Below are 25,992 nucleotides of genomic sequence, written 5' to 3' on the forward strand. Positions count from 1 at the left end.
ATGCCTTAATACACGAATTCAGTAGACGCTGAATTCGGTGATCTAGCATGAGTCAAAATCCCTCAAAAACTTTTAGGTTACACAAAAAAAAGTGTAAATCCCGTGGATCTCTGCACCTCTCTTCGAATTCAACTTTTATAGAACAGATAATTCGCTTTGGAGTTGGAATGGATGTGCATCGAGACACAGTTGTTGTCTGTATCTGTGCCCAAACGGCACAAAATGAAATTATTGTGGTAAAACAGCATTCCTTCCGCAATGTCCCAACAGGTCTTCAAGAAATGATGAACTTTCTGAAAAAGTACCGTCCAATTTCCCACTATCTAATGGAATGCACAGGGATCTATCATCGCCCAGTGTATCATGCGCTAGAACGAGCCTTCCCACAAGAAAAAGAGAAAATTATCGCAATGAACCCCCTTTTAGTCCATCGTCGTTTAACAGATTTGGGAAACAAACATGACAAAGCAGATGCTCAACGTATGGCAGAGCTATCTTTTTATGATAAATTACTCCGCCCCAGCTACGTTGGCGATCCTCAATTCTTTCATCTCCGGGATTGTCTTCGGAGTTACACTCGAAGCCGACAAGATTCAACTCGCTTTAAAAACCGGATCCACCGTGTGCTTTGCAGCATTCACTTCATGTACAAATTCGATTTGGGCAAGGAATGGTCCTTACAAATCCTTGACTATTGGATCCACCATGGAGGGGTCTTCCAAAATGCATTCCAAGCCCTTCTTTTGCACATGATTGAAGAGGGAATGCCGATCTTGATATTGCAAAAGCATAGCGATGATTTTGCACCTTTTGCATCCGTTTCTCTGACACGGGAGAGTACATTTAATTTAGCACAATTATTGCAGCAATTTCTCGAAGTAGAACGCCATGCTGCCCAATACTTGTTGCAGACAGAGCAATTTATTCTCTCGGATGCCGAATTCACAACCAATTATCAAGCATTACTTACAATTCCATGCATGGGTCCCGTATCGGCCCTGCAAATTTTAACTGAAGTTGGAGATTTTCGTCGTTTCAGAGATTGGCGAGCATTCGCAAAGTTTTGTGGCGTTGTTCCAGAGATAAAAGAAAGTGGAAGTAGCATTAATAAGGGACATGTGAATAGATACACAAATGCCCACCTTCGGAGATCATTGGTCCAGATTGCAAATTTAATAATTAACGGAAAAGCTTCTGGAACAGATCTTGATGAATTTGCTACTAAACAGTACCATTCACGTAAGTTGCCGTTCAAAAAGGCATGCATGAAGGTGGCTTTTAAATTAAGTCGAATCGTGTACAACATCCTAGTGAAAAACATTCAGTATGACCCTCACTATGAGCAAACTCAACAAAAGATGCAAAAACTACTGCGACGGAAAGCACGAACAGGCACTTTACTGCAATCCGCACAAGTGCGTGCATTGCGAAAGGATATAGGACGGTTCTTTGTAAACCATCATGAACACCTCAATTCGAAAAGTCGTTTTCTATTGACACGGGGCTTTACACAGATGATTGACAAGGTGAATAAAAAGGATCTGAATGATAAGGATACGAAGTGAGTAAAACGTGTAAAGGTTAAAAAAATATAGACCTTAGTCCATAATGGGGGCTTCATGCCCCCTGGCTAAGGTTTTTTTTAATATTTTTATTAGAAGTTAGTATACAATAATGACCTGAAACTTGAAAATGATCGATATGTTTGAAAAAATACTTAAAGTTAAATGCAATATTTACGATGTTAAAATTAACTTATAACATTGAGACAAGAGCATTTATGACCATACCATTAAAACAAAATCCTTCAAAAATTTCTCAAAAAACCCGAAAAATGCAATTTTTTTATTTAGTAAATATTATACTAATTCTTGCCCTTCTAAGTGGTATAATCTCCTGTTTAAACGTCATAGTACCCAATCAAAATCGAACTGGCTCATATTCGGATAAACTTGAACCAGGAGATCTTTACTTGTATCCGATATTACCTCATGATAATGCTTTTTCAATAACATCTTCTTCACAATTAAATGCAGTTTTTATAGATCCTTCTCAATTATCCTTATCCAATTTTTCTTCAACTAAAACTACATATCAAGTCACAAGTGAAAGATCTCAAACGATCCGCTTCTATTGTCCTGCTGGGAGTAATATTATTTTAGATTTTATAACTGGACATTCTTCTCTTGAATATAAATTATCATCTGATAGGGCACGTAGCTCACAACCTTCACAAACAAAAACTGGTAGCATAATTGGTGGTTTTTTTTTACAAGTAGATAACGTCACAATTCCAATAAGTTCTTCTGCTGAACATACTCTTGAACTAAAGGCTCCCCGTTATTCATCACAAGATGGAAGGGAATCGGGAAATATCAAAGTAGAACTTATTATTAATCGTGCTCAATATAACATCTCCAATTTTGATGAATTACAAAAAATTTCAGGTAATGGAAAACATTCTTTGGATGAAAATGATATCGGAAAAACTCTTTGTATTATAAATAGAGGTAATTCGGATTTGACTTTTGATTTAGAGATATTCCAGGATTTAGGTATTTATTGGATATTACTTGGATTATCTTTAATTTTAATAATAGGGCTCTTAAGAAAAAATGAAATGATTCATATTCGAATAAAAACAATAAAATCAAATCAAAATATTGAAATGTTGCATGAAGTTCTTTCAGATTTGAACTATTTGACCTCTCAAGAGAATTTAGGAACTTTGAAAGATATTCAATCTATACTAATCGAAAAACTTAGCATCATAAAATGCACTTGTAAAAAAAAAAGAGAATATTCGAAATGGTTTACCACAAAAAAAGGTATTTCGGTATCTTTTTATGATTTCCATAAATATAATGAAAAAATCTCTGAAACAATAGCCAAACTCCTATATAGAATATCCAACAGGTCTCACGAACCTTTGATTCAACGAGTAAAATTCTGTCATCTTTTTTATAAGCATTTCCACGAAAACCTAGGCAAACCAATAATTACTAATGGATGGTTTGCTGAACCACTTACCCATATGATAGGTCTTGAAGGAATTAGTTCATCCGAAAATATGCATCTTATTGATGCAATTCTGGCAATTCCATGTAAATTGATGCAATTGCAATTTTCCGCATTAAATTCTCTTTTGACTGATCATTTTCAAGTTCTAAATAAAACGTACAATGAAGATCTCCCTAATTTATTAAAAAATTTCAAGGAATTTGCTGAGAATTATCCCAATGTTGTTCGAGTTTTTAGATTGGATATCAAAAATGAAATTAAAGTAATAGAAATTGCCATCAAACTCCAAGTAGCGATCCAAAAATTAAGTATAGAATTTAATCATGCACATATTTTAGAATTAGTTGACGAAACTGGATGTTCGGAATCCGTATTAGAATTAAACATACCTAGAATAATATCTTATAAATTGCTAGATATTAAATATGATTCCAAGTATAAAAGAGTCAAATTTAATTTTGATATACAGGAAGAAATTGATGATTTAGTTGAAAAATTTGAAGATTGGGGACGGAATGGCAAGAAAAAGATTTGATCTTGAAAAAATGAATTTTTCATATTTCCTTTTCAAATCCTAAATTGGTAATTTAATTAACCCTATAGTCACAAACCTGATCTACTATCCAAAAAGTTGACCGATTTGAAATTATTGTATCATGATTGAAGTCCACTGGTTTAGAGAGTAAATTTATATGATAATTGACATTAAAATAAAATAAAAAAAATTTACTTCTTTTTGGTTTTCAGTACAATTCCAACGATTGTTATCACCAAAAGTCCACCACCGCCTCCAATTAAATACCATTTATTTTCAATGGCAAAATCCGCGACATTGGATACTAATGATGATGTGACTTCAATTTTTACTTGAAAACTGACAGTATTATTATCAATATCATAGAATGTGAAGTCCATGGTATAATTTCCCACATCTAAATTTGGTAAAATCATCTCCATAGGTGAGTTCGTCCAAGTGGTGGTATTATATAATGAACCATTTAAATTTATCTCCAAAATTGCTGGATTTTCATCCGTAACTGTCCAGTTCAATTGTGGGGCGTCATCTAAAAGTTTTCTATATTGAATCGATGAGGGTTGTGCAATTATTGAGGGGAATGTAATGTCAATAGGACGGTTAAATGGATACTCGTCGAAGATTTGAATTGGTTCCAGCTCCCAAACTAAATAAGTTGATTGATTTGCTGGCTTATCACTCCAATAATTTCCAATTTTTTCGTAGGACCATAAATTCGTAACTGAATCTGGATTAATTGTAGGTTTGGAGACAATTTCAATGAAGTTATTCCAATAAATGATATTTGAAGTGGAATCTTGCAAAAGAATTGCAATATCACAATTTTTGAATGTGTTTTTTGTCAATATGTTGTTTGATGATCCATAGAGCCCTATTGCTTGGGAAAAATTTTCAATGTAATTGTATGATATTTCAAAATCTTGACATAGCGATAATATTATAGCTATGCCTGATTCTGAATTTTGTATAGTATTTTCGAAAATGGTGATTTCTTTGGAATCCACCATGAGAAATATTGGAGCTGAAGAGGGATCACTAACAATATTTCTTGATATATCAGATTCAGATACATTCGTAAATTGCATAATCATTTGTAATTTTTCAAAGGAATTTCCTTGTATTGATAAGAATCTACTATCATCTACTTGGACACCGTACATGCCATCAATAATTAAATTATCTTCTAACTCACATTTCCGGCTATCAGAAATTAGGACACTCTGCCCCCAATATTTAAATTCACTATTTTCGATTTTAATATTTTCGCACTTAACAAGTTGGAATCCTTGACCACTGTAGACTGCAGTGGATTGCAATAGTACATTACGAACTACCACGTATTTATCAATGTTCACCAAATGTATTGCAGAAGTTGGTCCCGAAATGATATAGTTTTCAATAATGTATGGATTATCAGCGGTTCCATTTCCTGGCCATTCCTCTGCTATTGCTTGACTTTCGAGTTGGGAATTATTTGTTAATGAAATCGAATCATGAATTTCCGAGGCCGCTATCCCGGGGATTAATTGAGCATTATCGCCTTGAGAGATCATCGTATTTGCACTATGCAAAGAATTATTCGTTTGCCATCCCAAAGAAGAAGTGAAAATAAATATAAAAACCACTGAGAAAACTGTTCTCATTTTCAATGTTTCGTTCATATGATTATTTTTTTTCGTAAAGATTAAAATCTTCGCTTTTCTAAGAAATAATAGAAGCTTGGATAGATTTCAAGTTTAATCTCGCTTTTTGTAATAGAATTGGTGATAAAAAATTAGTATTTATTTCTTGTAAGATTATGTGAAGGTCCGCTATCTCTGGCCCGTCGTTCAAATGCTTTTGCTGCTTTAGCTTGTTTAAGCATGGATTCTTCAGGTGTTTCAATCAATCCTTTAAAAATTTTGTCAAATCTGTCTAAAAATTCCTTAAACAGCTCTTTATTCATTTGAAAAATATCAAAGCGAGAAAAACGATTTAAAAATTGGAGTAAGGCTTCATTCATTACTTCTTTAACCTTTTCTTTATTGGTGTCCTTTTCCGCGATGGAATACATTCGAATCGGAAGTAATTCTTCTGTTCCAGGTTTTTCGATCTCGTGAGTAATCATGGTAATTTGAAACTCTCCCACGGCAAAATTCTCAATGGAATCATTAAAAGCATTTTCCGATAATCCCATAATTGCCGAAAGCAATGCAGTTCTCGTCTTTTCTCCTAAAATTTTCTTGCTGGATGAAGTATAGAAAATGTTGGTGAGAATCGTTTCTCCTTGGAATAATATGGATGTTTCATAAACAGTCAGTATATGTCACCTAAGTTATAGTTCCTCTACAAATGATACTCATTTTTCAACATTTGGTGGGGCGGATGTACTAATTATATCACGAAAGATTGAAATATCTCTCTAAGTTCTGAATATCAATTTATAAAATTGAGCCAAGTAAATAAAATTTTTTCATCCTAAAAACATGTCTTTTTCCAAACAATATACAATATTGGATTTTACCTATTAAACCTAAATAAAAAATGGAAAAAAGGAATATTTTGTTTGCTTTCAGCGGGTAAACCTTCAAAAGCTATTTATATGCTACCATCGAGAAGATAATTAATGCAAACCAAAAAAATTCTTTCATGGCTGGGCATTCTTCTTTTTTCGCTTGCGACTCCCCTTATTGTCTTATTTCTCTCTGAACAAGAATCCTTTCTTCAGAATGTCTTTTTATTCATATTATTGTTTATTATGGTTTCAACTATCCTTATTTTATTATGTCCTATGATTAATGGACCCATTGTTGAAAAATTGGGGCAAAAGTGGTTATATTATCCTTTTTTGGCATTCTTATTGATTTTTCCCTTGAGTAATTGGGTTTTTATTGAATATTTTTTCCAATATTCAAGGCTGCTTTGGGGAACCTTCGCTCTTTGGTATGTCGTTCCCGTTGTTATTATGACTCTACCGACGCTTTTCATGAAACTTGATCGCATTCGTCCACTATTTTTCATATGTGGTGTTATTATCTTGGCAATTGGCTTTGATAATCGGAATACAAATATCCTTCTAAATGGGTTTAATGATATTGGTTATATTTTTAATTCTTTATGGGTTTCTGCCCTCATTTTAGTCATTATCTCTAATCAATATGATGATTTTCCAGGTTTTTTTAATTGGGAAATTCAATCAAGGAAGTTTATATTGCCCCTTACTATTTTACTCTGTGTTGGAGTAGTGATCCTTCCAATTGGGTTATTGACGGGCTTCATTGTTTGGGCTCCGATGTGGGATGGTGTAGGGATGTTAATTGTCACCTTTTTAGGGATTTGGTTTACCATTGCCCTTCCCGAAGAACTCATTGCTCGGGGAGTCATTCAGCACCAACTCATGAAATTTTCTCGAGATAATGTTAAGAAATTTGAAACTCTTCAGATCACGGTAGTTATATTGATCTCCTCCTTTATTTTTGGAGTGTCCCATTGGAACAATACTACGACGGATTTTGTGTGGATCTACATTGGTCTTGCTACTGTTGCTGGGGTTGGATTTGGTTGGTGTTGGCAGAAATCAGGGCTTTTTTCGAGTATGCTTCTCCATACTTCAATAGATTTTGTGTGGGCCATGTGTTTCGGGGGATAGTATTTTTCCTATATTATCCATATTGGAATTATTTTAAAATCTTTTAATTCAGTTTGGCTGCATTTTGCCCCCATTGTGGTGATTCAACGGAAGATAAAAGAGCATTGATTTAATTTATCTTTTTTTTTTGATAACCGATTCTTGTATTTTTTATATTTTTTGGAGTCAATCGAAATATATCATTACGAATATTTTTGCTTGAATTAAAAATGTCATTAAATCCAAATAAACCTCAATCTTCTCCAATTCTGATGGTATGATGTAATTTCTATTTAAATGAGATATTTTTCAACTTTTTTGAAGTTGGTCCGATTGTGGAGAAAAATTGATCTCAAAATCTTTTTTGGATTTCAGTTTTGCTATACGTTCGGAAATCGCTGAAAATTAGAACCTTTTATTTTTCCCTTTTAAATTTTGTGCTCCAAACTTCCCCATGTTTGTGATTTTTTTTCCCCCTTTGTTAATTTTTCAAAAAATTTTATAAAGCACAAAGAATTGGTCTAAGACATTCAATTGTTATTATTATTTTTCAAAATTCTTATTAACTTTTTGAAAAACAATTGAGTTGTTGTTGGTTGAAAAACGTTCCCTTGGGAACACAAGGCGGAATATGAGTAAAATGCCGGAAAATACAAAAATTAAAAGACAAGCACTTCTTTTTCTCGCTTCGACTTGCATGGCAAGCTATAGCGGGACTCGACGACGATACGGTCGAGAATTTAAGAAAGAAGATGTACTCGAGCAAGGAACACGCTCTGCGATATTTGAGCTGATTCGGGAAAATGAAGGATTACATTTCCGTAAAATCTGTCGGTTGCTCGACAAAAAGATGGGTGTTGTCCAATATCATGTCAGTGTATTGGAAAAGCACGGATTAATCCGTGCCATACGCGATGGAAGATATAAATGTTTTTTTGCCACTAATGGCGAGAAAAACCGAATGGTTTCACCAGATGATAGGGATCCCAAAATGGAATCTCTTCGTGAAACAATCATTACTTCTCTACGGAGAAAGACGCCTCAAGTGCTCATTCAACACTTAGTTAAAGAGAATGTTGCGAGTCACCAAGCTCTTTCGAATGTTGCACAAGTATCTCCTCAGGCGATAACCTTCCACACACAACGGTTGCAATCCTTTGGGATAATCGAATCCCAAAAAGAAGGTAGACAAAAATTCTACACTTTAAGCGACAATGCACGCCTTATTACTGACAATTTGGTTCGACGTTAAACCTTTTTTGGCACTTCTTTTTTCTTCCCTTTTCTTTCTATTTTCGATTCACTTTAAATTAGTAGAGAACGGCAAAATATCAGAGACTGTTCAAGAATAAAAAAAAAATTCATGCTTCTTTCTTTGAAGGCATAAATCCAAGAAAAATTAAGATGTATCCTGCTCCCATAATTATCCGAGCAAAGATCACATATTTTAATAAATCAGTTGGGAGAATAGAATCCATAATTGCTCCTAAACCAAAAAAAGCCCACCCAAAAGCGAGTTGAGTGATTTTTTTGATTTCTTTTGCTTCACTATTTTGAGATACCAATTTTCTTCTCATCCAAAAGAAGCCCCCACTGATGACAAAGATCAAGCTTAAAATATAGAAAGCTGTCTGATATTTTATTATATGTTCCAAATTAATGTCTAATAATTGTCCGGGAAGGGGGACCTCCGCAGAAAACATCATGTCTGTATAAAAAAACATGGCAACCCAATAATCAATACATAAAATCGAATACAAAATGGTAATAGGTATGCGATATTTAGGTTGAAATACACTAAATCCAAGGTACAACACAACTACTGTTGCGATCGGTATGAACACATAGGAAAATTTGAAATAAAGTTCTGGATCAAGATTCTCTCCATTAAACATTAGAGAAATAAACGAAATCGCGGGACCTAAATAAAAAGTTCCCATACTAAAAGCCGCAAAACCTACAAGGGGGAGCAGTTTTCTCTTTTCTTCAAAATACATTTTGAAGTAAATAGTTGCAAAAATGCCCCCAATTAATACAAGGGCAAGTGCACTCCCGCCATTTAAAATTGTTACTATTGAAACTGCCATTCTCTTAATCACCATTAGTTAATAACATTAATAGATAGTTTGTTTTTCAACTATTTAATTATATTAAATTCTCGTTTATCTGAATTCTTATGATAAAACCATAGTCTTTATCCATTCTTCTGGGGTGGTCGACGAACTTTCCTTGAAATCATCCTTGGTTCCAAACAAATATCTAGAAACTATTGTCATGATGGCGAGTGGATTGGCGCTTATTTTTGTATCCTTTTTACTGGATCAAATCTGTACTTTCATAGCTGGATAGGTTTACTCTTCGATTATTTGACGTGGGGGTGGGCTCGTTTCATTATTTGCTGCTTATTTTGGATATTAAAACCCGCTACAACAAAATCAAAAAATTGATCTTATTTTTCCTTCAAGTAATTCTTAAAATCCTGGCCACTCCAAAATTTTACCTATTCCTCGATAAATTTCCCCTATGATAGATTCTCGCTGGGATTTTCCCGGTTCTGCATTCATCATAATGATACTCGCTGAACCTGTTTGAGGGAATGCAATGATATTGGCTTGAAAACCAACCCCCCAGCCATTGGATATTACCATTGGTTCCGGGCAATCACCATCTAAAAATACACCTAACCCGACATGTGCAAAACATCCTTGACTTGTGACCATTTCTTTGACAAGCTGCACATCCGTAAGAAGTTTCCCCTTTCCTTGAAGACTGAGGGACAATTGAATTACGATCTTGGCCAATGAAGTCGGGGAGATCCATAATCCCGCGGCGGCCATATAAGGATAAATAGGATACTTGTTAGTAATTGGGTCTCCTGTGGAATTATGACCTACAACTGATTTTGAATAATCCATGGTGAGGGTAGGATCATGATAAAAGGCATCGTGAATATTCAACGGTTGGAAAATCAGTTCCTTTATAACCAAGGCAAAAGGTTTTTGTAGAATGTCTACAACAATTTGTTCTAGGACACAAAATCCTCCATCGGAGTAATGAAATTTGGTATTCGGTTCACTTTGAGCATGCACTTCCCCCTCATGGTAGGATGAGACACCTGTCAGAATATCCAAATTGGTAGGGTAAGGTGTTTGTGGGTTATAAACATCAAAACTGCCTTCGGGATCGATGATTCCTGCTTGATGACTTAATAAATGGCGAATAGTTACCGGAGTTTTCTTAGTGAATTCGTTTTCTGGAAAGATCCATGATGTCAAGTAATTTTTAATAGGGGTATCCAAATCCAGAAATTTTTGTTCAATGAGTTTCATAACTGCCAAGGCTGTAATAAATTTGCTAATGGAGCAAGCATGAAAGATCGACTTCTTGTTAATTTTAAGATCTGTTGTTGTATCACTTTTTCCATAGCAAAGATGGTGTGTTTGAATATTATTTTGGAGCAATACTATTGAGATCCCTGAGATATGTAATTCGTTCATGCGATTATGGATATTATAAGATATACTGGTTTCAGATTCATTTCCGTCTTCTGATTTCACTGGAATTAAAGTGTTTTCCAATGTTGTAACGAAGTGATTTGCACTCGGGTTCATATATCAGCTAGGTAAAAAGGGAATATTATTTTTATGCTCAACAGTTTGATACTCACTGATTTGCCATGCTGGTGAGTTCTTCTTTATGCTCATCCTTAGATTCAATAATAAAAACTGAGGCGAGAACAATCATACTGCCGAGAATTGTTCGCCAAGTAATCGCTTCCCCAAGAACAATTATGCTCGTGATGATCCCTACTACTGGCAATAAAAAGCTAATAAGGGCGAGATTTTCCGAAGGGATGGTTTCATTAGAAAGAGCGATTGTATAAAATAGTGTGGCAATTCCGCTGCAAATGATGCATAAATATGCAATAACGACCCAATCAAGGAAAGTGAGTGTTGAAATTTGTTCAACTATTCCGAAACCAAAGGATAAAGGAACAAGTAATGCACACGTCCAGATAAAAACTGAAGTAGTGACTAGTAGAGGCTTCTCTTTTGTCGTTATGTCCCGATTAAGGATAACATAGAGTGACCAGAGAAAAAATGAAAGGAGAGTGAGTAAATCTCCTTTCAAGGTCGAAGCAGAGATCTGCATTTCATCATTTAACATAATGAGCAAGACTCCCAAAAATCCAGTGATCATACTTATGACAAAAAGTTTTGTGGGCTTGCGTTTGTACAGGATGAAATTGAGAAGCACGACAAAGAATGTGGTAGTATTACTAATAATGGTTTGATTAATGGCCGAGGTATATCTCACCCCAAAATATTGCACGATATAGGAACATGCATATAATGTCAATCCTAAGGCAAATAACTTCCAAAAATGGCGTTTGAACATTTTTCCCCATTCTTTAATTTGTTTTGTAGCTACCAAATACACGACACAAAATAATAATGCGAAAGACATGCGTAAAGCCAGAAAAACGATCGGGTTGATCGATTTATCAATAATGTATTTGGAAAAGGGGAAGGCTGTTCCCCAAAAGATCATGGTGATAATGGCCAGAAGATAGGAAGTCCGTTTTTGCATGTCACTTTAAAATATAATGAATCCTATGAGAAGTTTTTGAAATCAAATATCGATGATTAAAATAATGAAATGATACACTATTTCTGAAAGATAGGTTTTTTTAAAATCCCTTCGTTAACTAATCTGAGAAGTCACCATGGATTTAACAAAGATATTTCCTGTATTACATGTTAAAGGCACCAACTATGAAATGGGGTATTCGATTGGGAAAACATTTAAATCTCGAATAAATCATGCTCTGAATACCTGTGATCAATTACACCTCAATGCGGAGAAAGATAAAAGAAATCCTAAGTTTTTAGATTCACTCCTACAACATGCAAACAAACACCTCCCCCAATATATTGATGAAATTCAAGGGATGGCTGATGGTGCTAGCTGTGATTTTCGGTTACTTTTGATACACAATCTCCGTCATTCCTTCCAATCGGCGAATAATTGCTCCACAGTCATTTTTAAACATACCGATCACATGGTTTTTGGGCACAATGAAGATAATCTCAAATCCTTGGGGATGAATTCTTATATAATAATGGCTCACCTTGAAAATGGAGGGCATTATCTCGCTTTTACTAATGCGGGAAGCCTTAATGGGAATGCATGGGGGTTCAACTCTCATGGTATCGCAATGTCTGGGAATGCCATGCCAAATTTCTCCCCGAATGATACTTTCCCACGTATTTTAATTGATCGGAATCTCATGGAAGCCACGTCCATCAACGATGTGATTCATCGGATTTCAACAATTCCCAAAAGAGCAGGAGTATACAGTTATAATATCGCTTCGTTACACGAACATCGGGTGATTAACATCGAAACAATAGCCGATGATATAGCCATAACAGAAATTTCTGATCGATATTTCCATACGAATCATTATATTTCTCCCAAATTCAAGCATTTATCACAAAATGTGTCCGGGTCTTCCCTAACACGCTATACTGCAGGTCATGAAGAGATTCAAAAAGTACATGGGACTGCAGAAGATGTCAAGAATATCCTCTTTCACGAGAATATCCATGTCGAAGAAAAATCAAATGTTTCTGGGGATACTGGTTTAACTTTGTGTACTCCGGTTTTCGAGCTTTCGTCGAATCAAATTAACTTAAATCTTTTCTCGAATAAGGATAGGAATCTCCCCATTTTCCAAATGTCTTTGGATGAACTAAAGCATGGAGAAAACTAATTTTCTTTTTTTAAATTCTATTCCAAACACTGGCTTTTAGAAGATATTTTTTCTACAAATCTTTTATGGTAGAATTATTCTTATTTTATTAGTGCATTCCAAATGGAAAATGAACGTGTGATGCAACATACTGTGAGTAATGAGCAACGCTCATCATTCTCTTCTAATTTGATTTTTGATTCTGTTGAACTGGAAAATTTTGCCGAATTGAAAAAGAATAAGCGCTTATTGATACCCATTATTCTTGGATTGTTTTTCGAACTGATCATTGATTTAATTTTGATCCCTATTTTTGACACAAATCCAACGTTCGAAGTGAATCCCTTGCTTTTTCTTACCCTAATGAAAATGATTTCTCTTCGGATTTTAATTCCGGTATGGTTCCTGAAAATGCTTCAAAATGTTATAAATTACCGTAAGGTGTCTTCTTTTGAAAATAACAAGACGGCTCAATCTGCCTCTCCTCTACGATCCCTCAAAGAATCCCTAATTCATGTACCAAGTATTTTAATGATAAATTTAATTATATCCATTTTTGAAATTGGAAAAACCTTCATTTCTTACTTTTCTCAAGAAATATATGTGAATACTGCTTCTTCTTTTCTTTCAACTATATTGCTTATTGTTGCATTTTTAATTAATGTTGCATTTCTAATTTTTGAATTGTTTTTAAGCGTAGTATTTATTCACTGGATGATTTTGTCTGTCTACAATGAAGATCGCTTGGAACAATCATTCAAAGACTCGTGGAAGTATGTTCAATCCAATTTCAAACATATCATCAATCAAGGTATGATTCCGGTTTTGGTGACTTTGGTCGTTTCAATAATCATAGCAATTAATCCACTATTTTGGCTCAATGTGATTATAGTCGATCTCTGGTATTATTTTGTGATTTTCTTCGTGGTGCTTGTTTTTGGGGGAAACTATTTAAAGAATCAGTAGGTTTAGTTCCCTAATCTCTTTTTTATTGAATCTTAGCGCTTTTTTTTGATGGAATTTAATTTTTAACGATTTCAACAATTAGAAATTTTTTTTTTCTGTTCAAATTATTTCTTTCTTTTCTCACTATTTTGTTCGTATTTAAAAAATCGCAAAGAATAAGAAAAATGGCGCATTTTATAAGCTACATTTGATCAGCGTTAATCATCAAATGGCGCACTATAGGTGAAAAAGCATGGCAAATCAGAAAAATGCTAAGAAACAAAAAAATCAATCAAAAGGAAAATCATCCAATAACCAACTCGCACTTCCTAAAATGGAAGAAAAATTTAGCGAGTGGTTTAATGAGGTAATCTTCCAAGCCGATATTATTGACTACCGATACAATTTGAAAGGATGCGGGGTCTGGCTTGGCTATGGGTTTAAGGTACGTAAAAATACCTTCCAGGTCATCCGCGATCTACTGGACTCAACCCCCGTTCCTCATGATGAAATGTTATTTCCCATGCTCATTCCCGAACCACAATTCATGAAAGAAGCCGAAACAGTCAAAGGGTTTGAAGAGGAAGTGTACTGGGTCAAAGATGGTGGAACAACGCCTCTTGATGTCAAACTCGCATTACGCCCCACTTCCGAAACTGCTATGTATCCTATGGCTGCTAAATGGATTCGTTCTCATCAAGATCTTCCTTTAAAGACTTATCAAGTTGCGAATATGTTCCGCTACGAAGGTAAAAATACCCGTCCTCTAATTCGGGTTAGAGAAATTACCACCTTTAAGGAAGCTCACACCTATCATAAGAATGCAGAAACATGCGAAGAACAGATTCGCGAAGCTATGGAGTCCTATTCGCGCTTCTTTGATACTTTGGGTGTACCATACATTAAAACTCAAAGGCCAAAATGGGACACGTTCCCTGGTGCAAATTATACAATTGCCTATGATTGTATATTCCCACAAAAACACCGGGCTTTACAAATTGGGACGGTGCACAACTTAGGGACGACATTCGCAAAGACTTTTGACATTAAATATGAAGATAAAGAAGGGAATCAACAATATGTTCATCAAACATGCTATGGAATCAGTGAACGGGCTATCGCAGCATTAATTGCTTCCCATGGGGATGATAAAGGACTGAAACTTCCTCCAATGATTGCTCCTATTCAAGCCGTAATTGTTCCAATTCTCTTCAAAAATAAAGAAGAAGCGGTTTTAAAAGCTTCCGAAGAATTCTTCCAAAAAGTGCGAAAAGCAGGGCTTAGAGTGCACTTTGATAAACGTGATATGAGTTCCGGTAAGAAATATTTCCATTGGGAATTACGGGGTGTACCTATTCGGATTGAAATAGGACCACGGGATATTGAGAAGGGAAATGTTTGTCTTGTTCGTCGAGATACGCGAGAGAAAATTTTTATCGCTCAAACCGAAGCTATTACTAAAATCAATGAATTATTAGATTTAATCCAGCAAGAGATGTGGGATTCTGCGAAAAAACTTCATGCTTCTTGGATTACACGTACTAATGATTTGGATGAAGCTCTTGATTTTATAGAATCCAATCAAGGTATCGCAGAAGTTCCATTCTGTGGAAGTGAAGAATGTGCTGCTGAAATTGAACAACGTGTTGATGGATTAAAATTTTTAGGTATTCCTGATGAATATCTTCCCGCACTTCATAAAGAAGTTAAAGAAGAATCTGATATTTATTGTATCCATTGTTCCAAACCCGTGAAACAATACTGGCGAATTGGTCGCCCTTATTAAATTCATAAATTTCTTTTTTTTTATTTATGCCGATCAAGTTGAACAGCAAATAGAAGTAGAAAAAAAAATGTCAGCTCCTCCTCCTCGTTATGGTTTGCTTGTTGAAGATATGGCTCATGTGGGTGTTTATTTAGTGGATAAAAACACTCAATTATTGAAAGTTTTAGAATTAATGGATAAAAAGCAAATTTCTGCAGTAATAATTGAAGATTTAGATGATTTACTGCACTATTATATTATTTCACACACGGATATTGTCCGATTTTTAGTAAAAAATAGATCACATTTGGATTATCTAGGTTTGTTGGTCGGTGGAAAAACACTTATGCAAGAGACCAAAGCAAAAGATATAATGCGAGGACCCATCGAAATTATTCAGAAAGATACCCCGATTGATGAATTGATTGGAATCTTGCTGAAAACGGGTTTTAAACGCGCAATTGTTGGTAATGAGAAAAATCAACCGATTGGTATTATTACGACAAAAGATATCATTAAATGGAATTCCGTCTTGCTTCCTCCGGGTATTCCGTTTGTCTTAAGCGTTATGGAAATGGAATCTGGGTTAGTGTTATGTAAACACTTTTTTGAGCAAGATATTACCGATGGTTTTCTTTCCATTTTGGGTGGATCGATATCAGCCGTTTCAGGAATCACCTCCGAAATTTTAAAGCATTCAGGCAATGTTCGGTTGATTGAGAAGGATAATTATGAAATTATGCTAGAAACGGCTGGACAGATTGCTGCTTTTTTAGTTGTTGACCGATCCTCAATTACCTTACGTCGTAAACTCCAAAATTTTCTCCGCCAGTTTCGTGAAAAATATGCAAAGGAATTGCAAAGACGGAAAGATTCGCGTGGATTAACGCCCGTTAATGTCTTTAACATTCAAAAAATGGCTGAAATGTTCAAATAAGTAAAAAAAAAGGCAATTGATTATTTTTCTCGAGAAGTTATTGTTCCATCAGCTTGTCCAAAGAATGCTTTGATTGCCATGTTGGTAAACAATCCCGTTTCGACTACACCGGTCATCATTGTGAGTTTTTCATTAAGGGTGATTGGATCTTGAATTATCCCGAAATCAGCATCAATTATAAAATTACCATTATCAGAAATGATTGGTCCTGCTTTGTTTTTCGCCATTCGTAACGTAGGTTTTCCTCCCATTTTCTTGATCTTATTTATAATAGGGACATAGGCCATTGGCACGACTTCAATTGGGACTCCTTTTTTCCATTTTTCACCTAAGGATTTTGAATCTTTCCTATAATCTGCAATAATGACGAGTTGCTTGGATACACTTGCAACAATTTTCTCTTGGACTTGACAACCTCCTCCTCCTTTAATCAAATGTAATTTATCATCAACTTCATCTGCCCCATCAATATCCACATCAATTTCGGGATGTCTTGAGAGATCACCTAAAGTTAATCCTCCGTCAACTATCAACTGGATCGATTGAAAGGAAGTAGGGATGCAAATAACCTTTAAGTTTTCATTTTTAACTCGTTCAATCAAGCGTTTAACTGCATAAACTACTGTAGATCCACTTCCAATTCCCAATACCATTCCATCTTTAACAAATTCGTCCACAGCTGCATATCCCGCTTTTTTCTTAGCAAGTTCGATTGGTGTTTGACTCATATGATTATCAAACCATAACCCTATTTGATTTTTGTTTTAATTAGAAAATCATAATAGTGAATAAAAAAGGATTAAATTTTCCAAAAATTAACCATTAATAGATCAAATTTTAAGAACTGAAGAAAATGGAAAAATTAAATACTGGAAATTCAAAAAATAAGAAACTTATCACAAAAATGATTTCTCAGATCATCAAGACGAAACCATTAGATTTCAAAATGAATATAGGATCCAGAAAGGCTCTGATCGAAGGGGAAACGAATGATTTAACTCATCGATTTCTAAAATTGTTCCAAAATCAAAAAAAGTATTCTTTTAATTAATGGTGAATGCAAATGGTTGAAGCAATTATTCTTTCTTTCGAGACAAAAGAAAAAAGTTTCGAAATTCTTACACAATATCCTTCAGATTTTCAGATGATCTCCTCTTCTTTTCAATCCCTTCACGACCAACTTAAGGATCATAGCTCCAATAGGGTTTTAACATATAAGGATGATTTATATTTTTTCTCTGCTTATTCTTTTGGAAGTGACCAAGAATTTAGCGTTATTTTTGTCCATGAAAATCCTGAAGCTAATGTTAATTATGAAAAAGCTCTAATCGATCTTACCACCGAAATTTTGATAGGAATCGGACCTATTTTATTAAAAACACCTCAAAAGGTGCAATCCGATTCTAATCTGGTGCAAAAAATTGAAAATATACTCATTTCAAATTTTAAAATTGGTAGTCTTTATCTTTTCAAAGATCCAAATCTGCAGTTAATTTTAACCATGAGAAATCCTCTAAAACGAGCCATTTTTCAAATTCTTCGGAAAAATGGATCCATTGCAAAAAAACAGCTTATAGATCAATTACAAATTCAATTTTCCTCAAATTTTCTTAATGTGGATGCAGTTTTACATTTGCTAACAAATGATGGATTTATCAAACAAAAATATCATGATGATTTATTGGATGTTTATGTTTATCTAGTTAGCGATTTGCTTCTTTATAGAGTTCCTCCTCTAAATTTGGCAGATTCTTTACTAAAATCAGAAATAAAAAATGATTTAGAGAAGCAATATCTTCAAGAATTAATTGGCTTTTTTAAAAGTTATCAGTTCGATGAAAGATATGAACTAGAAACGGTTGTTCCTACCATTTTCAATTTAGATATTTATTCTATTATTCATAATTTACGAGTAAAATTATTCAAACGAATTGATTTGGAACATAAATTATATGGAGAATTTGGACAAGATTCTCTGAATCTGGTCTTACATCAGCTTTTCAAAGCAAAATTCATTACCATAATGAATGATGAAATGGGAAGAGAAATTATTGGCTTGATTAGTGAATTTAAGGGAAAGAAATTTACTCCTCTTTATTTATTGGAGATCCTTCAGTCCCAATATCAACAAAAGTATCAAGTTCCGCAAGTTATTTTACAACATCTTTTCTTTTTACTGAAAGAAGGTAATGAAATCGAAGGAAAGCTTAAAAAATTATATGATGAATTCATTATGACTTACCCTTCTTTAAAATCCTAAATATAGAGTGAAATATATGACAATTGAATGTTTAGATGAATGCAAATGGGTTTTAAATACCCAAAAAACTACATACGCTTTTGGACTCGGTGTAGACGAAATGCTAACCCATCTTTATTGGGGACCAAGATTGAGTTTTTCTTCTGATATTCCCGAACCGCTACGAACTTTTCATGCATCATTCAATAATATGCGAGATATGGCTAATTTGGAATATCCTTCTCAAAGTGGGATGGCATATCATGAAGTTTGTTTGAAAGCAAGACTGCACGATGGAAGCAGAGATGTCATTTTAAATTATGATTCTTATTCAATCGGTGACGTTGAAATACGCGAAGAAAAATGTCCTAAATTGACCGTGATCTTGAAAGACCCTCACTATTCTCTGACGGTTCATTTACATTATATAGTGTATGAAAAATATGATCTCATCGAGCGCTATAGTGAAATTATTAATACTGGCTCAGAATTAATTCAGCTGGATCAAGCTTTTTCTGCCGCTTTTTATGTTCCCGAAGGTTTTCCTTATCGATTAACAACAATTTCAGGGGGGTGGGCAGCTGAGTATACTTTGAACCAAGAAATGTTAGTTCCTGGGAAAAAAGTTATTGAAAGCCGTCGGGGCGCTACTAGTCACAACAGTCATCCATGGTTTGCTTTAGATCACGGAAATTCTCAGGAATGTTCTGGAGATGTGTGGTTTGGTGCGTTAAGGTGGAGTGGGAATTGGAAAATGTCATTTGAACATACACCAAGAAATCAGATCCGAATTCTCGCCGGTTTGAACAATTATGATTTTACTTGGGGATTGTTACCAAAAAATCCATTAATCACACCAAGTGTTATTTTAGGGTTTACAAGCCAGGGATTTGGACAGGCTAGCCGTAATTTACATCATTTTCAAGAAGATTTAATTTTACCGAAAAAACATAATAAAAAATTACGAAAAATACTCTACAATTCCTGGGAAGCAACTTATTTTGATGTCAATCTTGAAAATCAGACTTCTCTTGCAGAAAAAGCTGCTTCTATTGGAGTAGAATTGTTTGTTATGGATGATGGGTGGTTTGGTCAACGAAATACTGATATGGCGGGACTTGGAGATTGGTATGTCAATACTCAAAAATTTCCCGAAGGATTAGACCCCCTAATAAATAAAGTTAATGAGTTAGGTATGGATTTTGGATTGTGGGTTGAACCTGAAATGGTGAATCCAGATAGTGATCTTTATCGAGCTCATCCCGAATGGGTGTTTCAATTTCCCAATCGTGAAATAACTCGTGCTCGTCATCAGCTTAATTTGAATTTAGCTAAACCAGAGGTGAAGGACTTTGTTTTTCATATGGTAGATGATTTACTCAATAAATATAATATCAAATTTATTAAATGGGACTGGAACAAGTCTATTAGTGAACCGGGTTGGCCTGATGTCCCCAAAGAACATCAGCAAGAAGTAATGGTGCATTATATTAAAAATTTGTATGATATTTTTTCAAAATTACGTGTCAGTCATCCAAATGTGGTATTTGAAACATGTTCTGGGGGTGGCGGGCGAATTGATATGGGAATTTTGAGTTTTACTGATCAGGCATGGATATCTGACAATACTAATCCTTATGATCGTTTGTTTATCCAAGAAGGCTATTCTCACATCTATTGTCCGAAATCCATGGTCTGTTGGGTTACCGATGCTGGGGACGATAATCTATTTTCGCTAAAATACCGGTTTTATAGTTCTATGATGGGAACGTTGGGAATTGGGGCAAATCTTAACAATTATACTGAAAAACAATTAAAAATTGCAAAAAAGCATATCAAAAGATATAAAGAAATTCGTCCGTTAATTCAAGAGGGAGAAATGTATAGATTACTCTCCCCTCGAGCTGGAAACGTTTCTGCGGTTCAGTATATGAATGTGGAAAAAACCGAAGGAGTGGTATTTATATTCTTGCAATCTTCGAAATTTCCCGAAAATCGGTTCCGCTTGATATTTCAAGGATTAAATCCTGAATCACAATACAAAATATCAAAAATTTCTCAAAAATTGAGCGGAAGACTACTCATGTCCTTAGGGGCCTTGATAACTTTGGATGGACATTTTAAGTCTGAGTTGTTAAAAGTTACACAAATAGAATAGAAGTATTTTTTTAACTTTGTAAAAAGCAAATTTTTTCTGATTTCTTTTCTTTTTCTCCCTATGGATTATATCTTGGGGTTAGCTCAGTTCTTTGAAAAGCTACTTGAAAATAAAAATTTAACTTCTAAAAAATTATCAAAGTTCATCAAACCTGCCAAGAAAGGTTTGAAAATTGATTTTGCGATGAATTGTTTTGCATTAAAAAGAGATTTAAATAAAGATGGTCCTGAAATTGCCCAGGATATTATTAATTTAATCACTGAAGATGTATTGTTGCACTTTCCATTTATCGCTGCCATCGAAGGTGATGGTCCTTATATTAATATAATATTAAACAAAGCAAGTATGGCTGCCGATATTTTTCCTCAAATTCTCTCCGATGTGCGCACTTATGCAAAATCTCATTACTTAAAAACTCAAAAATCCGCTCGATTGGTGGTAGAATATCCAAGTCCGAATACTAATAAACCACTTCATTTAGGTCACGTTCGTAATATGCTATTGGGACAATCACTATCATTAATTAATCAAAAAGTTGATAATACTGTTTTTCAAACAAACTTGTTTAATGATCGGGGGATTCATATCTGCAAAAGTATGTGGGCTTATCAAAAATTTGGAGAAAAAAAGACTCCTGAATCTGAAAACCGTAAATCTGATCATTTTGTGGGTGATTTTTATGTCAAGTTTGCCCAAGAAGAAGCTCGACTAAAAAATGGGCTGGAAGACCAAATTGCACAATTGGAAAATGAACGTAAAAAACCACTTCCAGATCAAAATGTTGCCTATATCAATCAGCTTACTCGTGAAATTGATGCTACAGATTATGGAAAGATGCAAAAAGAACTAAAACAGATGTTAGTTGATTGGGAAAATAAAGATCCAGAAGTCCGTGCTCTCTGGCGAATGATGAATGATTGGGCAGAGATGGGTTATAAAAAAACCTTTGAGATTTTTAAAATTAAACATGATAAAACCTACTTTGAAAGCGAGATCTACAACAAAGGAAAAGAAATCGTTGTGCAAGGATTAAAAAAAGGTGTTTTTGAAGAATTAGAAGATGGAGCAATCATTGCTAAATTCAAAAAGAAAGGTCTTCCCAAACAAAAAGTATTCGTCCGAAGAGATGGGACCACTCTTTATGCAACTCAAGATTTATATTTAGCTTATTCAAAAATGGCCGATTTCAATTATGATCGATCCATCTATGTTATTGGAAATGAACAAAACATGCAATTGAGAACGATTTTTGCTGTTCTTAATCGATTGGGGATGAAAGCAGAAAATTTCCATTATTCCTACGGAATGATCAATTTAACAACAGGAAAAATGAAATCTCGAGAAGGAACTGTTGTAGATGCTGATGATATATTAGAAGAGTTGGAGTTATTAGCATTAGATGCGATTCGGGAAAGATATGATGATTTGGACGAAACTGTTGTTGTTGAACGTGCTCATGTAATTGCGATGGCTGCGTTACGATTCTTTATTCTGAAATATGATTATGCGCGAGATTTTCTATTCGATCCGAAACAAAGTATTGCATTTGAGGGCGAAACTGGACCCTATATTTTGTATTCGTATGCTCGAATTTGTTCCGTGTTTAGAAAAGCGATAAAGGAAAACATCCATGTTCCATTTGATCCCATTACTTCTGAAAAAGAGATGCTTCTAACCTTTGATTCAAACTTAGTAAAAGAATATACAGATTCCCATGAACAATCTCTAATTGAATACTTACAAAGATATCCAGAAGTGATGACTGATTCTGCCCGTCATCTAAAACCTCATTTACTAACCCGATATCTTTATGAATTGGCTCAAGAATTCACCAGATTTTATCATGCATGCCCTATATTGCAAGAGAATGTTGAAATTCAAACCGCACGTTTATGGTTAATTGAAGTGGTTCGGATTGTACTAAAAGATGGGTTGCAAACCTTAAATATTGAAGTTTTAAACGAAATGTAGGTAAGATGTCTAAATCGATTTTTTTTTATTGATATTTTTTTTTTTTAATACGTACCTATTAATATTAATTTTTTTCCCATATATTAAATGGGTTTTTTATGCGATGATAACAATGCACTTGGGGAAACTAAAACAACGCGCATGATTTATTTGGAACTGAAAAACTCTTGCAATTTAGAACATTCACTATCTTTGGTTCTTAAATATTTACAACAACTTACAACCATTGAAGCTATCAGCATTCGACTACATGAAGATGGAGATTTTCCATATTTTGTCTATAATGGATTTACCAAAGAGTTCATTCAGCACGAAATGTACTTATGTGTGAAAGATTTTTCTGGAAAAAGAGTCAAAGAACACGATAAAAATCAACTTTTACTTGAATGTATGTGCGGGAATGTGATTCGAGGTCGTACTAATCCTGAATTTCCTTTTTTTAGCAAAGGGGGAAGTTTCTGGGCAAATCATACAACAGAACTTCTGGCAAATACAACTGAAGCTGATCGGCAAGCTTCTACACGTAATTATTGCAATAGATGTGGATTTGAATCAGTTGCCCTTATTCCCATCCGAAATGAAGGAAATACTTTAGGTTTAATACAATTGAATGATCATCGCATTGGTATGTTCGATTTAGATCAAATCGAGTTTTTAGAAATGATCGGCGATATTATTGGCTCCAAAATTATTAGGGATAAAGAATTTCATCCCCCAAATTTCAAAGAATTTAATGATTTGATTGTAACCGTTTGCTCTTTTTGTAGAAGTGCAAAAGTTAGCGATATGGAATGGGTTTCTATCGAAAAATTCTTTACAACAGTAGAAAAAATTGATAAAATATACTTTTCCCATGGTGTATGCCCAAATTGTCTTCCTTTATTAGATCCAGAATATCAAGGGTCGATGGAAAAAAAAAATCACAAGTAATGTTCGTAATAATCTAATTCTGTATTCTTTTTGATTTTTAGTTTCATAAGAACACTTTGGAAATTTGAATCCCGTTTTAGGGCCCAAAGTCCAATTTTATCTATTTTCATGGTTTTTTTTAAGTAATTAAAGAGTTCACGGAGAATCATTTCTTCAATTCCATTTTTAAATGCATTTTCTTTTCGAGTCACCACATCATGAATTAAACAATGTTGGTTTCCAAGAAAATCCGTCCAAATTGTAAAGAAACCTGCTCCAACTAGAGAATTTCCATCTTTTGCTAGCACAATTGAATTTCGATTTATCAACGATTTAGAGCGCTGATCTATTTCTTTGGAAAATTTGTCTAAATCGACCTTCTCACCTAATTGATCTAATCTGTACTGAAAATCTGCAATCAATGCTTCTAAATCCGCTTTATCCTGTCGCGGATTATATCTAACTAATTTTATTTCCATTTTTTTTCTCACTTTTTATTTTAAAGTTCTATATATTGCCTTATTGATAATAATTTTAAAAAATGTTGCCATTAACCCTATCTTATGAAACTGCAATTGCCTATCAAAAAATGGAAGGATGATGCTATTCTCCCCAAAATTGCTACAAAGGGAGATGCTGGAGCAGATTGTTTTATTAATGGATTTAAACGAATAATAAATGGGGATGCAAAAAAACTCGACGAAATTTCTGATGATGAATATCTCCTCCAACCTCTCGAAAGAGTGTTATGTCCTCTTGGTTTCGCAACTGCTATTCCGGCAGGCTATTATGCTGCTGTTGTTCCTCGAAGTGGATTGGCTTTGTGGAGTGGGGTATCTATAGTCAATTCCCCTGGAACTATTGATGCGGGTTATCGTAATGAATGGGGTGCAATTGTTGTCAATCTTTCCAATACACCAGTTACTCTTCATAAGGGTGATAAGATTTGTCAATTCATTTTAAGAAAACTGGATGATTATGAATTTGATATCGTTGAAACTCTTCCCACTTCGGAACGTGGTTTGGGTGGATTCGGTTCCACAGGCAAAAAATAATCTTAAGATTATGATTACTTTTTTTTACAACAATTTTACACCCCTTTGGGTTTTCCATCTTCATAGAACGCTTGAATTTCAATTGTATATTCCATCGGATCTTCATAAAAACCATTATACAATTTGAATTGGGGTGTGTGGGCCGGTTCTTTAATACATTTTACCCCTTTCTTGATTAATTCGGTGTGCCAATCATCAACTTCTTTAATATTTTCAACAACTAAAGTTAAGCACACTTTTTTCTGGTTTTGAATGTATTCATCGTAATGACTGCAAAATCCCCAATAACTGAAGTGATTTTCAGTACCAATTTTATACAAAATGCATGGACCTTGTTCCAGTGCAACGGGAAGTTTTAATATAGTTTCATAGAAATGGCGATTTTCTTCTAAATTTTTACAAGGAAGAAAAGTGATTGGATATTGGAAGTTTGAAACCATAATATAATGAGTAAAGATGGAAAAAAAAGGCTTTAGTTTCTTCTTGAAATTCGAAAGTTCACACTTTAACTTGAAGTTTTTTAGCATAACCCATTGAAAAACTTACAGGCACCATCACCAAAGTGATCATTAAGAACATTTGTGGTAAAATATTCAAGAATAGTCCTATGAGAACAACTGGGGTGAAAAACAATATTATATATGCAAATTTTAAACTCTTGCTGTGGTTTTCAGCCCATTTAAGGGTAAGGGCATTATATTTTTCAATAAGGAACCCAATTTTTTGTGAAACTACATTTCTTTTATCGGTTATCAAAAAGACATAGAGTATTGAAATTGCAATAAATATTATCAGTGTAAAAATTGTCGATTTTGCCGTCAAATATAGGTAAATATAGCAAACCCATAGGATAAAAAGGAAATCTATATGGGAAAGAGGGGATTTGTCGTTTTCTGTGAACATAAAGGATAACTTCCGTTTTTACTAATATACTAAATTGGGTCTGAATATATAAACACTTTCATTTGTCATGGGGTCTTAAGTTCATTTTTTTTTGAATTTTTGCTATCCAATAAGTGTCTCATCGGTTATCAAGATAATTTAGATTAATTTTTTTTTTCCTTTTCAATAAAAATAAAATTTCAATATTATGAA

General features: G+C 34.3%; 22 protein-coding genes. 13 read left to right on the forward strand and 9 right to left on the reverse strand.

The genetic code is table 11. The annotated features are described in order from the left end of the window. The first annotated feature begins 47 nt into the window (after positions 1 to 47). Positions 48 to 1,565, forward strand: a complete 1,518-nt coding sequence (locus NEF87_RS18530) for an IS110 family RNA-guided transposase (RefSeq protein WP_457916988.1) — start codon at positions 48 to 50, stop codon at positions 1,563 to 1,565. Positions 1,566 to 1,780: 215 nt separating this feature from the next. After that, entirely contained in the window at positions 1,781 to 3,556 is a 1,776-nt protein-coding gene (locus NEF87_RS18535) for a hypothetical protein (RefSeq protein WP_457916989.1), read from the forward strand. A 191-nt stretch (positions 3,557 to 3,747) separates the two neighbouring features. Here NEF87_RS18535 and NEF87_RS18540 read toward each other — a convergent pair whose 3' ends face one another. Together NEF87_RS18540 and NEF87_RS18545 are read right to left on the reverse strand one after the other, a co-directional pair. Beyond that, positions 3,748 to 5,217: a right-handed parallel beta-helix repeat-containing protein gene (locus tag NEF87_RS18540; protein WP_457916990.1), complete on the reverse strand. Its 1,470-nt coding sequence runs from the start codon at positions 5,215 to 5,217 to the stop codon at positions 3,748 to 3,750. 113 nt (positions 5,218 to 5,330) lie between these two features. Beyond that, positions 5,331 to 5,747, reverse strand: coding sequence for a hypothetical protein (locus NEF87_RS18545; RefSeq protein ID WP_371802953.1), 417 nt, complete (start codon positions 5,745 to 5,747; stop codon positions 5,331 to 5,333). Positions 5,748 to 6,161: 414 nt separating this feature from the next. On the opposite strand from NEF87_RS18545, the gene NEF87_RS18550 reads away from it, so the two are divergent. Next, on the forward strand, positions 6,162 to 7,184 hold the full coding sequence (locus NEF87_RS18550; RefSeq protein WP_457916991.1) for a CPBP family glutamic-type intramembrane protease: 1,023 nt from the start codon (positions 6,162 to 6,164) through the stop codon (positions 7,182 to 7,184). A gap of 610 nt (positions 7,185 to 7,794) precedes the next feature. After that, complete coding sequence (locus tag NEF87_RS18555; RefSeq protein ID WP_457916992.1) at positions 7,795 to 8,415, forward strand: winged helix-turn-helix transcriptional regulator; 621 nt, start codon at positions 7,795 to 7,797, stop codon at positions 8,413 to 8,415. Positions 8,416 to 8,524: 109 nt separating this feature from the next. Here NEF87_RS18555 and NEF87_RS18560 read toward each other — a convergent pair whose 3' ends face one another. The 3 genes from NEF87_RS18560 to NEF87_RS18570 all read right to left on the reverse strand — a co-directional run bounded on the left by NEF87_RS18560 (position 8,525) and on the right by NEF87_RS18570 (position 11,753). Then, entirely contained in the window at positions 8,525 to 9,250 is a 726-nt protein-coding gene (locus NEF87_RS18560; RefSeq protein WP_371802964.1) for a hypothetical protein, read from the reverse strand. 384 nt (positions 9,251 to 9,634) lie between these two features. Then, positions 9,635 to 10,774, reverse strand: coding sequence for a serine hydrolase domain-containing protein (locus NEF87_RS18565; RefSeq protein WP_371802965.1), 1,140 nt, complete (start codon positions 10,772 to 10,774; stop codon positions 9,635 to 9,637). Between the two features lie 52 nt (positions 10,775 to 10,826). Next, on the reverse strand, positions 10,827 to 11,753 hold the full coding sequence (locus tag NEF87_RS18570) for a DMT family transporter (protein WP_457916993.1): 927 nt from the start codon (positions 11,751 to 11,753) through the stop codon (positions 10,827 to 10,829). A 136-nt stretch (positions 11,754 to 11,889) separates the two neighbouring features. Here NEF87_RS18570 and NEF87_RS18575 point away from each other — a divergent pair, with 136 nt between their 5' ends. The 4 genes from NEF87_RS18575 to NEF87_RS18590 all read left to right on the forward strand — a co-directional run bounded on the left by NEF87_RS18575 (position 11,890) and on the right by NEF87_RS18590 (position 16,565). Next, positions 11,890 to 12,939 (forward strand): C45 family autoproteolytic acyltransferase/hydolase, encoded by a 1,050-nt coding sequence (locus NEF87_RS18575; RefSeq protein ID WP_371802967.1) that lies wholly within the window; start codon positions 11,890 to 11,892, stop codon positions 12,937 to 12,939. A 102-nt stretch (positions 12,940 to 13,041) separates the two neighbouring features. After that, the gene (locus tag NEF87_RS18580) at positions 13,042 to 13,884 is read left to right on the forward strand and encodes a hypothetical protein (protein WP_457916994.1); all 843 of its coding nucleotides are present in this window, start codon (positions 13,042 to 13,044) and stop codon (positions 13,882 to 13,884) included. Between the two features lie 313 nt (positions 13,885 to 14,197). Next, positions 14,198 to 15,649: a proline--tRNA ligase gene (proS, locus tag NEF87_RS18585; protein ID WP_457920134.1), complete on the forward strand. Its 1,452-nt coding sequence runs from the start codon at positions 14,198 to 14,200 to the stop codon at positions 15,647 to 15,649. Between the two features lie 67 nt (positions 15,650 to 15,716). Further along, complete coding sequence (locus tag NEF87_RS18590; protein WP_371802970.1) at positions 15,717 to 16,565, forward strand: HPP family protein; 849 nt, start codon at positions 15,717 to 15,719, stop codon at positions 16,563 to 16,565. 20 nt (positions 16,566 to 16,585) lie between these two features. On the opposite strand, the gene rpiA is transcribed toward NEF87_RS18590, so the two are convergent. Next, positions 16,586 to 17,293 carry a ribose 5-phosphate isomerase A gene (gene rpiA, locus NEF87_RS18595; RefSeq protein ID WP_457916995.1) on the reverse strand — a complete coding sequence of 236 codons (708 nt, stop codon included), beginning with the start codon at positions 17,291 to 17,293 and terminating at the stop codon, positions 16,586 to 16,588. A 335-nt stretch (positions 17,294 to 17,628) separates the two neighbouring features. On the opposite strand from rpiA, the gene NEF87_RS18600 reads away from it, so the two are divergent. The 4 genes from NEF87_RS18600 (at position 17,629) to NEF87_RS18615 (ending at position 23,863) form a co-directional block, all read left to right on the forward strand. Beyond that, a complete protein-coding gene (locus NEF87_RS18600; RefSeq protein WP_457916996.1) occupies positions 17,629 to 18,825 on the forward strand; it encodes a hypothetical protein in 1,197 nt (398 codons plus the stop codon). A gap of 16 nt (positions 18,826 to 18,841) precedes the next feature. Then, entirely contained in the window at positions 18,842 to 20,962 is a 2,121-nt protein-coding gene (locus NEF87_RS18605; RefSeq protein ID WP_457916997.1) for an alpha-galactosidase, read from the forward strand. 60 nt (positions 20,963 to 21,022) lie between these two features. Continuing rightward, positions 21,023 to 22,933, forward strand: coding sequence for an arginine--tRNA ligase (argS, locus tag NEF87_RS18610; protein ID WP_457916998.1), 1,911 nt, complete (start codon positions 21,023 to 21,025; stop codon positions 22,931 to 22,933). A gap of 87 nt (positions 22,934 to 23,020) precedes the next feature. Next, the gene (locus tag NEF87_RS18615; protein WP_457916999.1) at positions 23,021 to 23,863 is read left to right on the forward strand and encodes a GAF domain-containing protein; all 843 of its coding nucleotides are present in this window, start codon (positions 23,021 to 23,023) and stop codon (positions 23,861 to 23,863) included. Here the strand turns inward: NEF87_RS18615 and NEF87_RS18620 are convergent. Further along, on the reverse strand, positions 23,854 to 24,321 hold the full coding sequence (locus NEF87_RS18620) for a hypothetical protein (RefSeq protein WP_457917000.1): 468 nt from the start codon (positions 24,319 to 24,321) through the stop codon (positions 23,854 to 23,856). The two genes, NEF87_RS18615 and NEF87_RS18620, sit on opposite strands and share 10 nt — an antisense overlap. 84 nt (positions 24,322 to 24,405) lie before the next feature. Between NEF87_RS18620 and dut the strand changes: the two genes are divergently transcribed. Further along, on the forward strand, positions 24,406 to 24,897 hold the full coding sequence (dut, locus tag NEF87_RS18625) for a dUTP diphosphatase (protein WP_457917001.1): 492 nt from the start codon (positions 24,406 to 24,408) through the stop codon (positions 24,895 to 24,897). A gap of 35 nt (positions 24,898 to 24,932) precedes the next feature. Here the strand turns inward: dut and NEF87_RS18630 are convergent, their stop codons facing one another. Together NEF87_RS18630 and NEF87_RS18635 are read right to left on the reverse strand one after the other, a co-directional pair. Next, entirely contained in the window at positions 24,933 to 25,337 is a 405-nt protein-coding gene (locus tag NEF87_RS18630; RefSeq protein WP_457917002.1) for a VOC family protein, read from the reverse strand. A gap of 58 nt (positions 25,338 to 25,395) precedes the next feature. Then, positions 25,396 to 25,800 (reverse strand): hypothetical protein, encoded by a 405-nt coding sequence (locus tag NEF87_RS18635; protein WP_457917003.1) that lies wholly within the window; start codon positions 25,798 to 25,800, stop codon positions 25,396 to 25,398. Between the last annotated feature and the right edge of the window lie 192 nt (positions 25,801 to 25,992).

The organism is Candidatus Lokiarchaeum ossiferum, from assembly GCA_025839675.1.
Lineage (GTDB): Archaea > Asgardarchaeota > Lokiarchaeia > Sigyniarchaeales > Promethearchaeaceae > Lokiarchaeum > Lokiarchaeum ossiferum.

What these genes read in the sequence shown, in the direction of transcription:
- NEF87_RS18530 (WP_457916988.1), top strand. Translation starts at nt 48, where the DNA reads ATGAGTCAAAATCCCTCAAAAACTTTTAGGTTACACAAAAAAAAGTGT.
- NEF87_RS18535 (WP_457916989.1), top strand. Translation starts at nt 1,781, where the DNA reads ATGACCATACCATTAAAACAAAATCCTTCAAAAATTTCTCAAAAAACC.
- NEF87_RS18540 (WP_457916990.1), bottom strand. Translation starts at nt 5,217, where the DNA reads ATGAACGAAACATTGAAAATGAGAACAGTTTTCTCAGTGGTTTTTATA.
- NEF87_RS18550 (WP_457916991.1), top strand. Translation starts at nt 6,162, where the DNA reads ATGCAAACCAAAAAAATTCTTTCATGGCTGGGCATTCTTCTTTTTTCG.
- NEF87_RS18555 (WP_457916992.1), top strand. Translation starts at nt 7,795, where the DNA reads ATGAGTAAAATGCCGGAAAATACAAAAATTAAAAGACAAGCACTTCTT.
- NEF87_RS18560 (WP_371802964.1), bottom strand. Translation starts at nt 9,250, where the DNA reads ATGGCAGTTTCAATAGTAACAATTTTAAATGGCGGGAGTGCACTTGCC.
- NEF87_RS18565 (WP_371802965.1), bottom strand. Translation starts at nt 10,774, where the DNA reads ATGAACCCGAGTGCAAATCACTTCGTTACAACATTGGAAAACACTTTA.
- NEF87_RS18570 (WP_457916993.1), bottom strand. Translation starts at nt 11,753, where the DNA reads ATGCAAAAACGGACTTCCTATCTTCTGGCCATTATCACCATGATCTTT.
- NEF87_RS18575 (WP_371802967.1), top strand. Translation starts at nt 11,890, where the DNA reads ATGGATTTAACAAAGATATTTCCTGTATTACATGTTAAAGGCACCAAC.
- NEF87_RS18580 (WP_457916994.1), top strand. Translation starts at nt 13,042, where the DNA reads ATGGAAAATGAACGTGTGATGCAACATACTGTGAGTAATGAGCAACGC.
- proS (WP_457920134.1), top strand. Translation starts at nt 14,198, where the DNA reads ATGGAAGAAAAATTTAGCGAGTGGTTTAATGAGGTAATCTTCCAAGCC.
- NEF87_RS18590 (WP_371802970.1), top strand. Translation starts at nt 15,717, where the DNA reads ATGTCAGCTCCTCCTCCTCGTTATGGTTTGCTTGTTGAAGATATGGCT.
- rpiA (WP_457916995.1), bottom strand. Translation starts at nt 17,293, where the DNA reads ATGAGTCAAACACCAATCGAACTTGCTAAGAAAAAAGCGGGATATGCA.
- NEF87_RS18600 (WP_457916996.1), top strand. Translation starts at nt 17,629, where the DNA reads ATGGTTGAAGCAATTATTCTTTCTTTCGAGACAAAAGAAAAAAGTTTC.
- NEF87_RS18605 (WP_457916997.1), top strand. Translation starts at nt 18,842, where the DNA reads ATGACAATTGAATGTTTAGATGAATGCAAATGGGTTTTAAATACCCAA.
- argS (WP_457916998.1), top strand. Translation starts at nt 21,023, where the DNA reads ATGGATTATATCTTGGGGTTAGCTCAGTTCTTTGAAAAGCTACTTGAA.
- NEF87_RS18615 (WP_457916999.1), top strand. Translation starts at nt 23,021, where the DNA reads ATGGGTTTTTTATGCGATGATAACAATGCACTTGGGGAAACTAAAACA.
- NEF87_RS18620 (WP_457917000.1), bottom strand. Translation starts at nt 24,321, where the DNA reads ATGGAAATAAAATTAGTTAGATATAATCCGCGACAGGATAAAGCGGAT.
- dut (WP_457917001.1), top strand. Translation starts at nt 24,406, where the DNA reads ATGAAACTGCAATTGCCTATCAAAAAATGGAAGGATGATGCTATTCTC.
- NEF87_RS18630 (WP_457917002.1), bottom strand. Translation starts at nt 25,337, where the DNA reads ATGGTTTCAAACTTCCAATATCCAATCACTTTTCTTCCTTGTAAAAAT.
- NEF87_RS18635 (WP_457917003.1), bottom strand. Translation starts at nt 25,800, where the DNA reads ATGTTCACAGAAAACGACAAATCCCCTCTTTCCCATATAGATTTCCTT.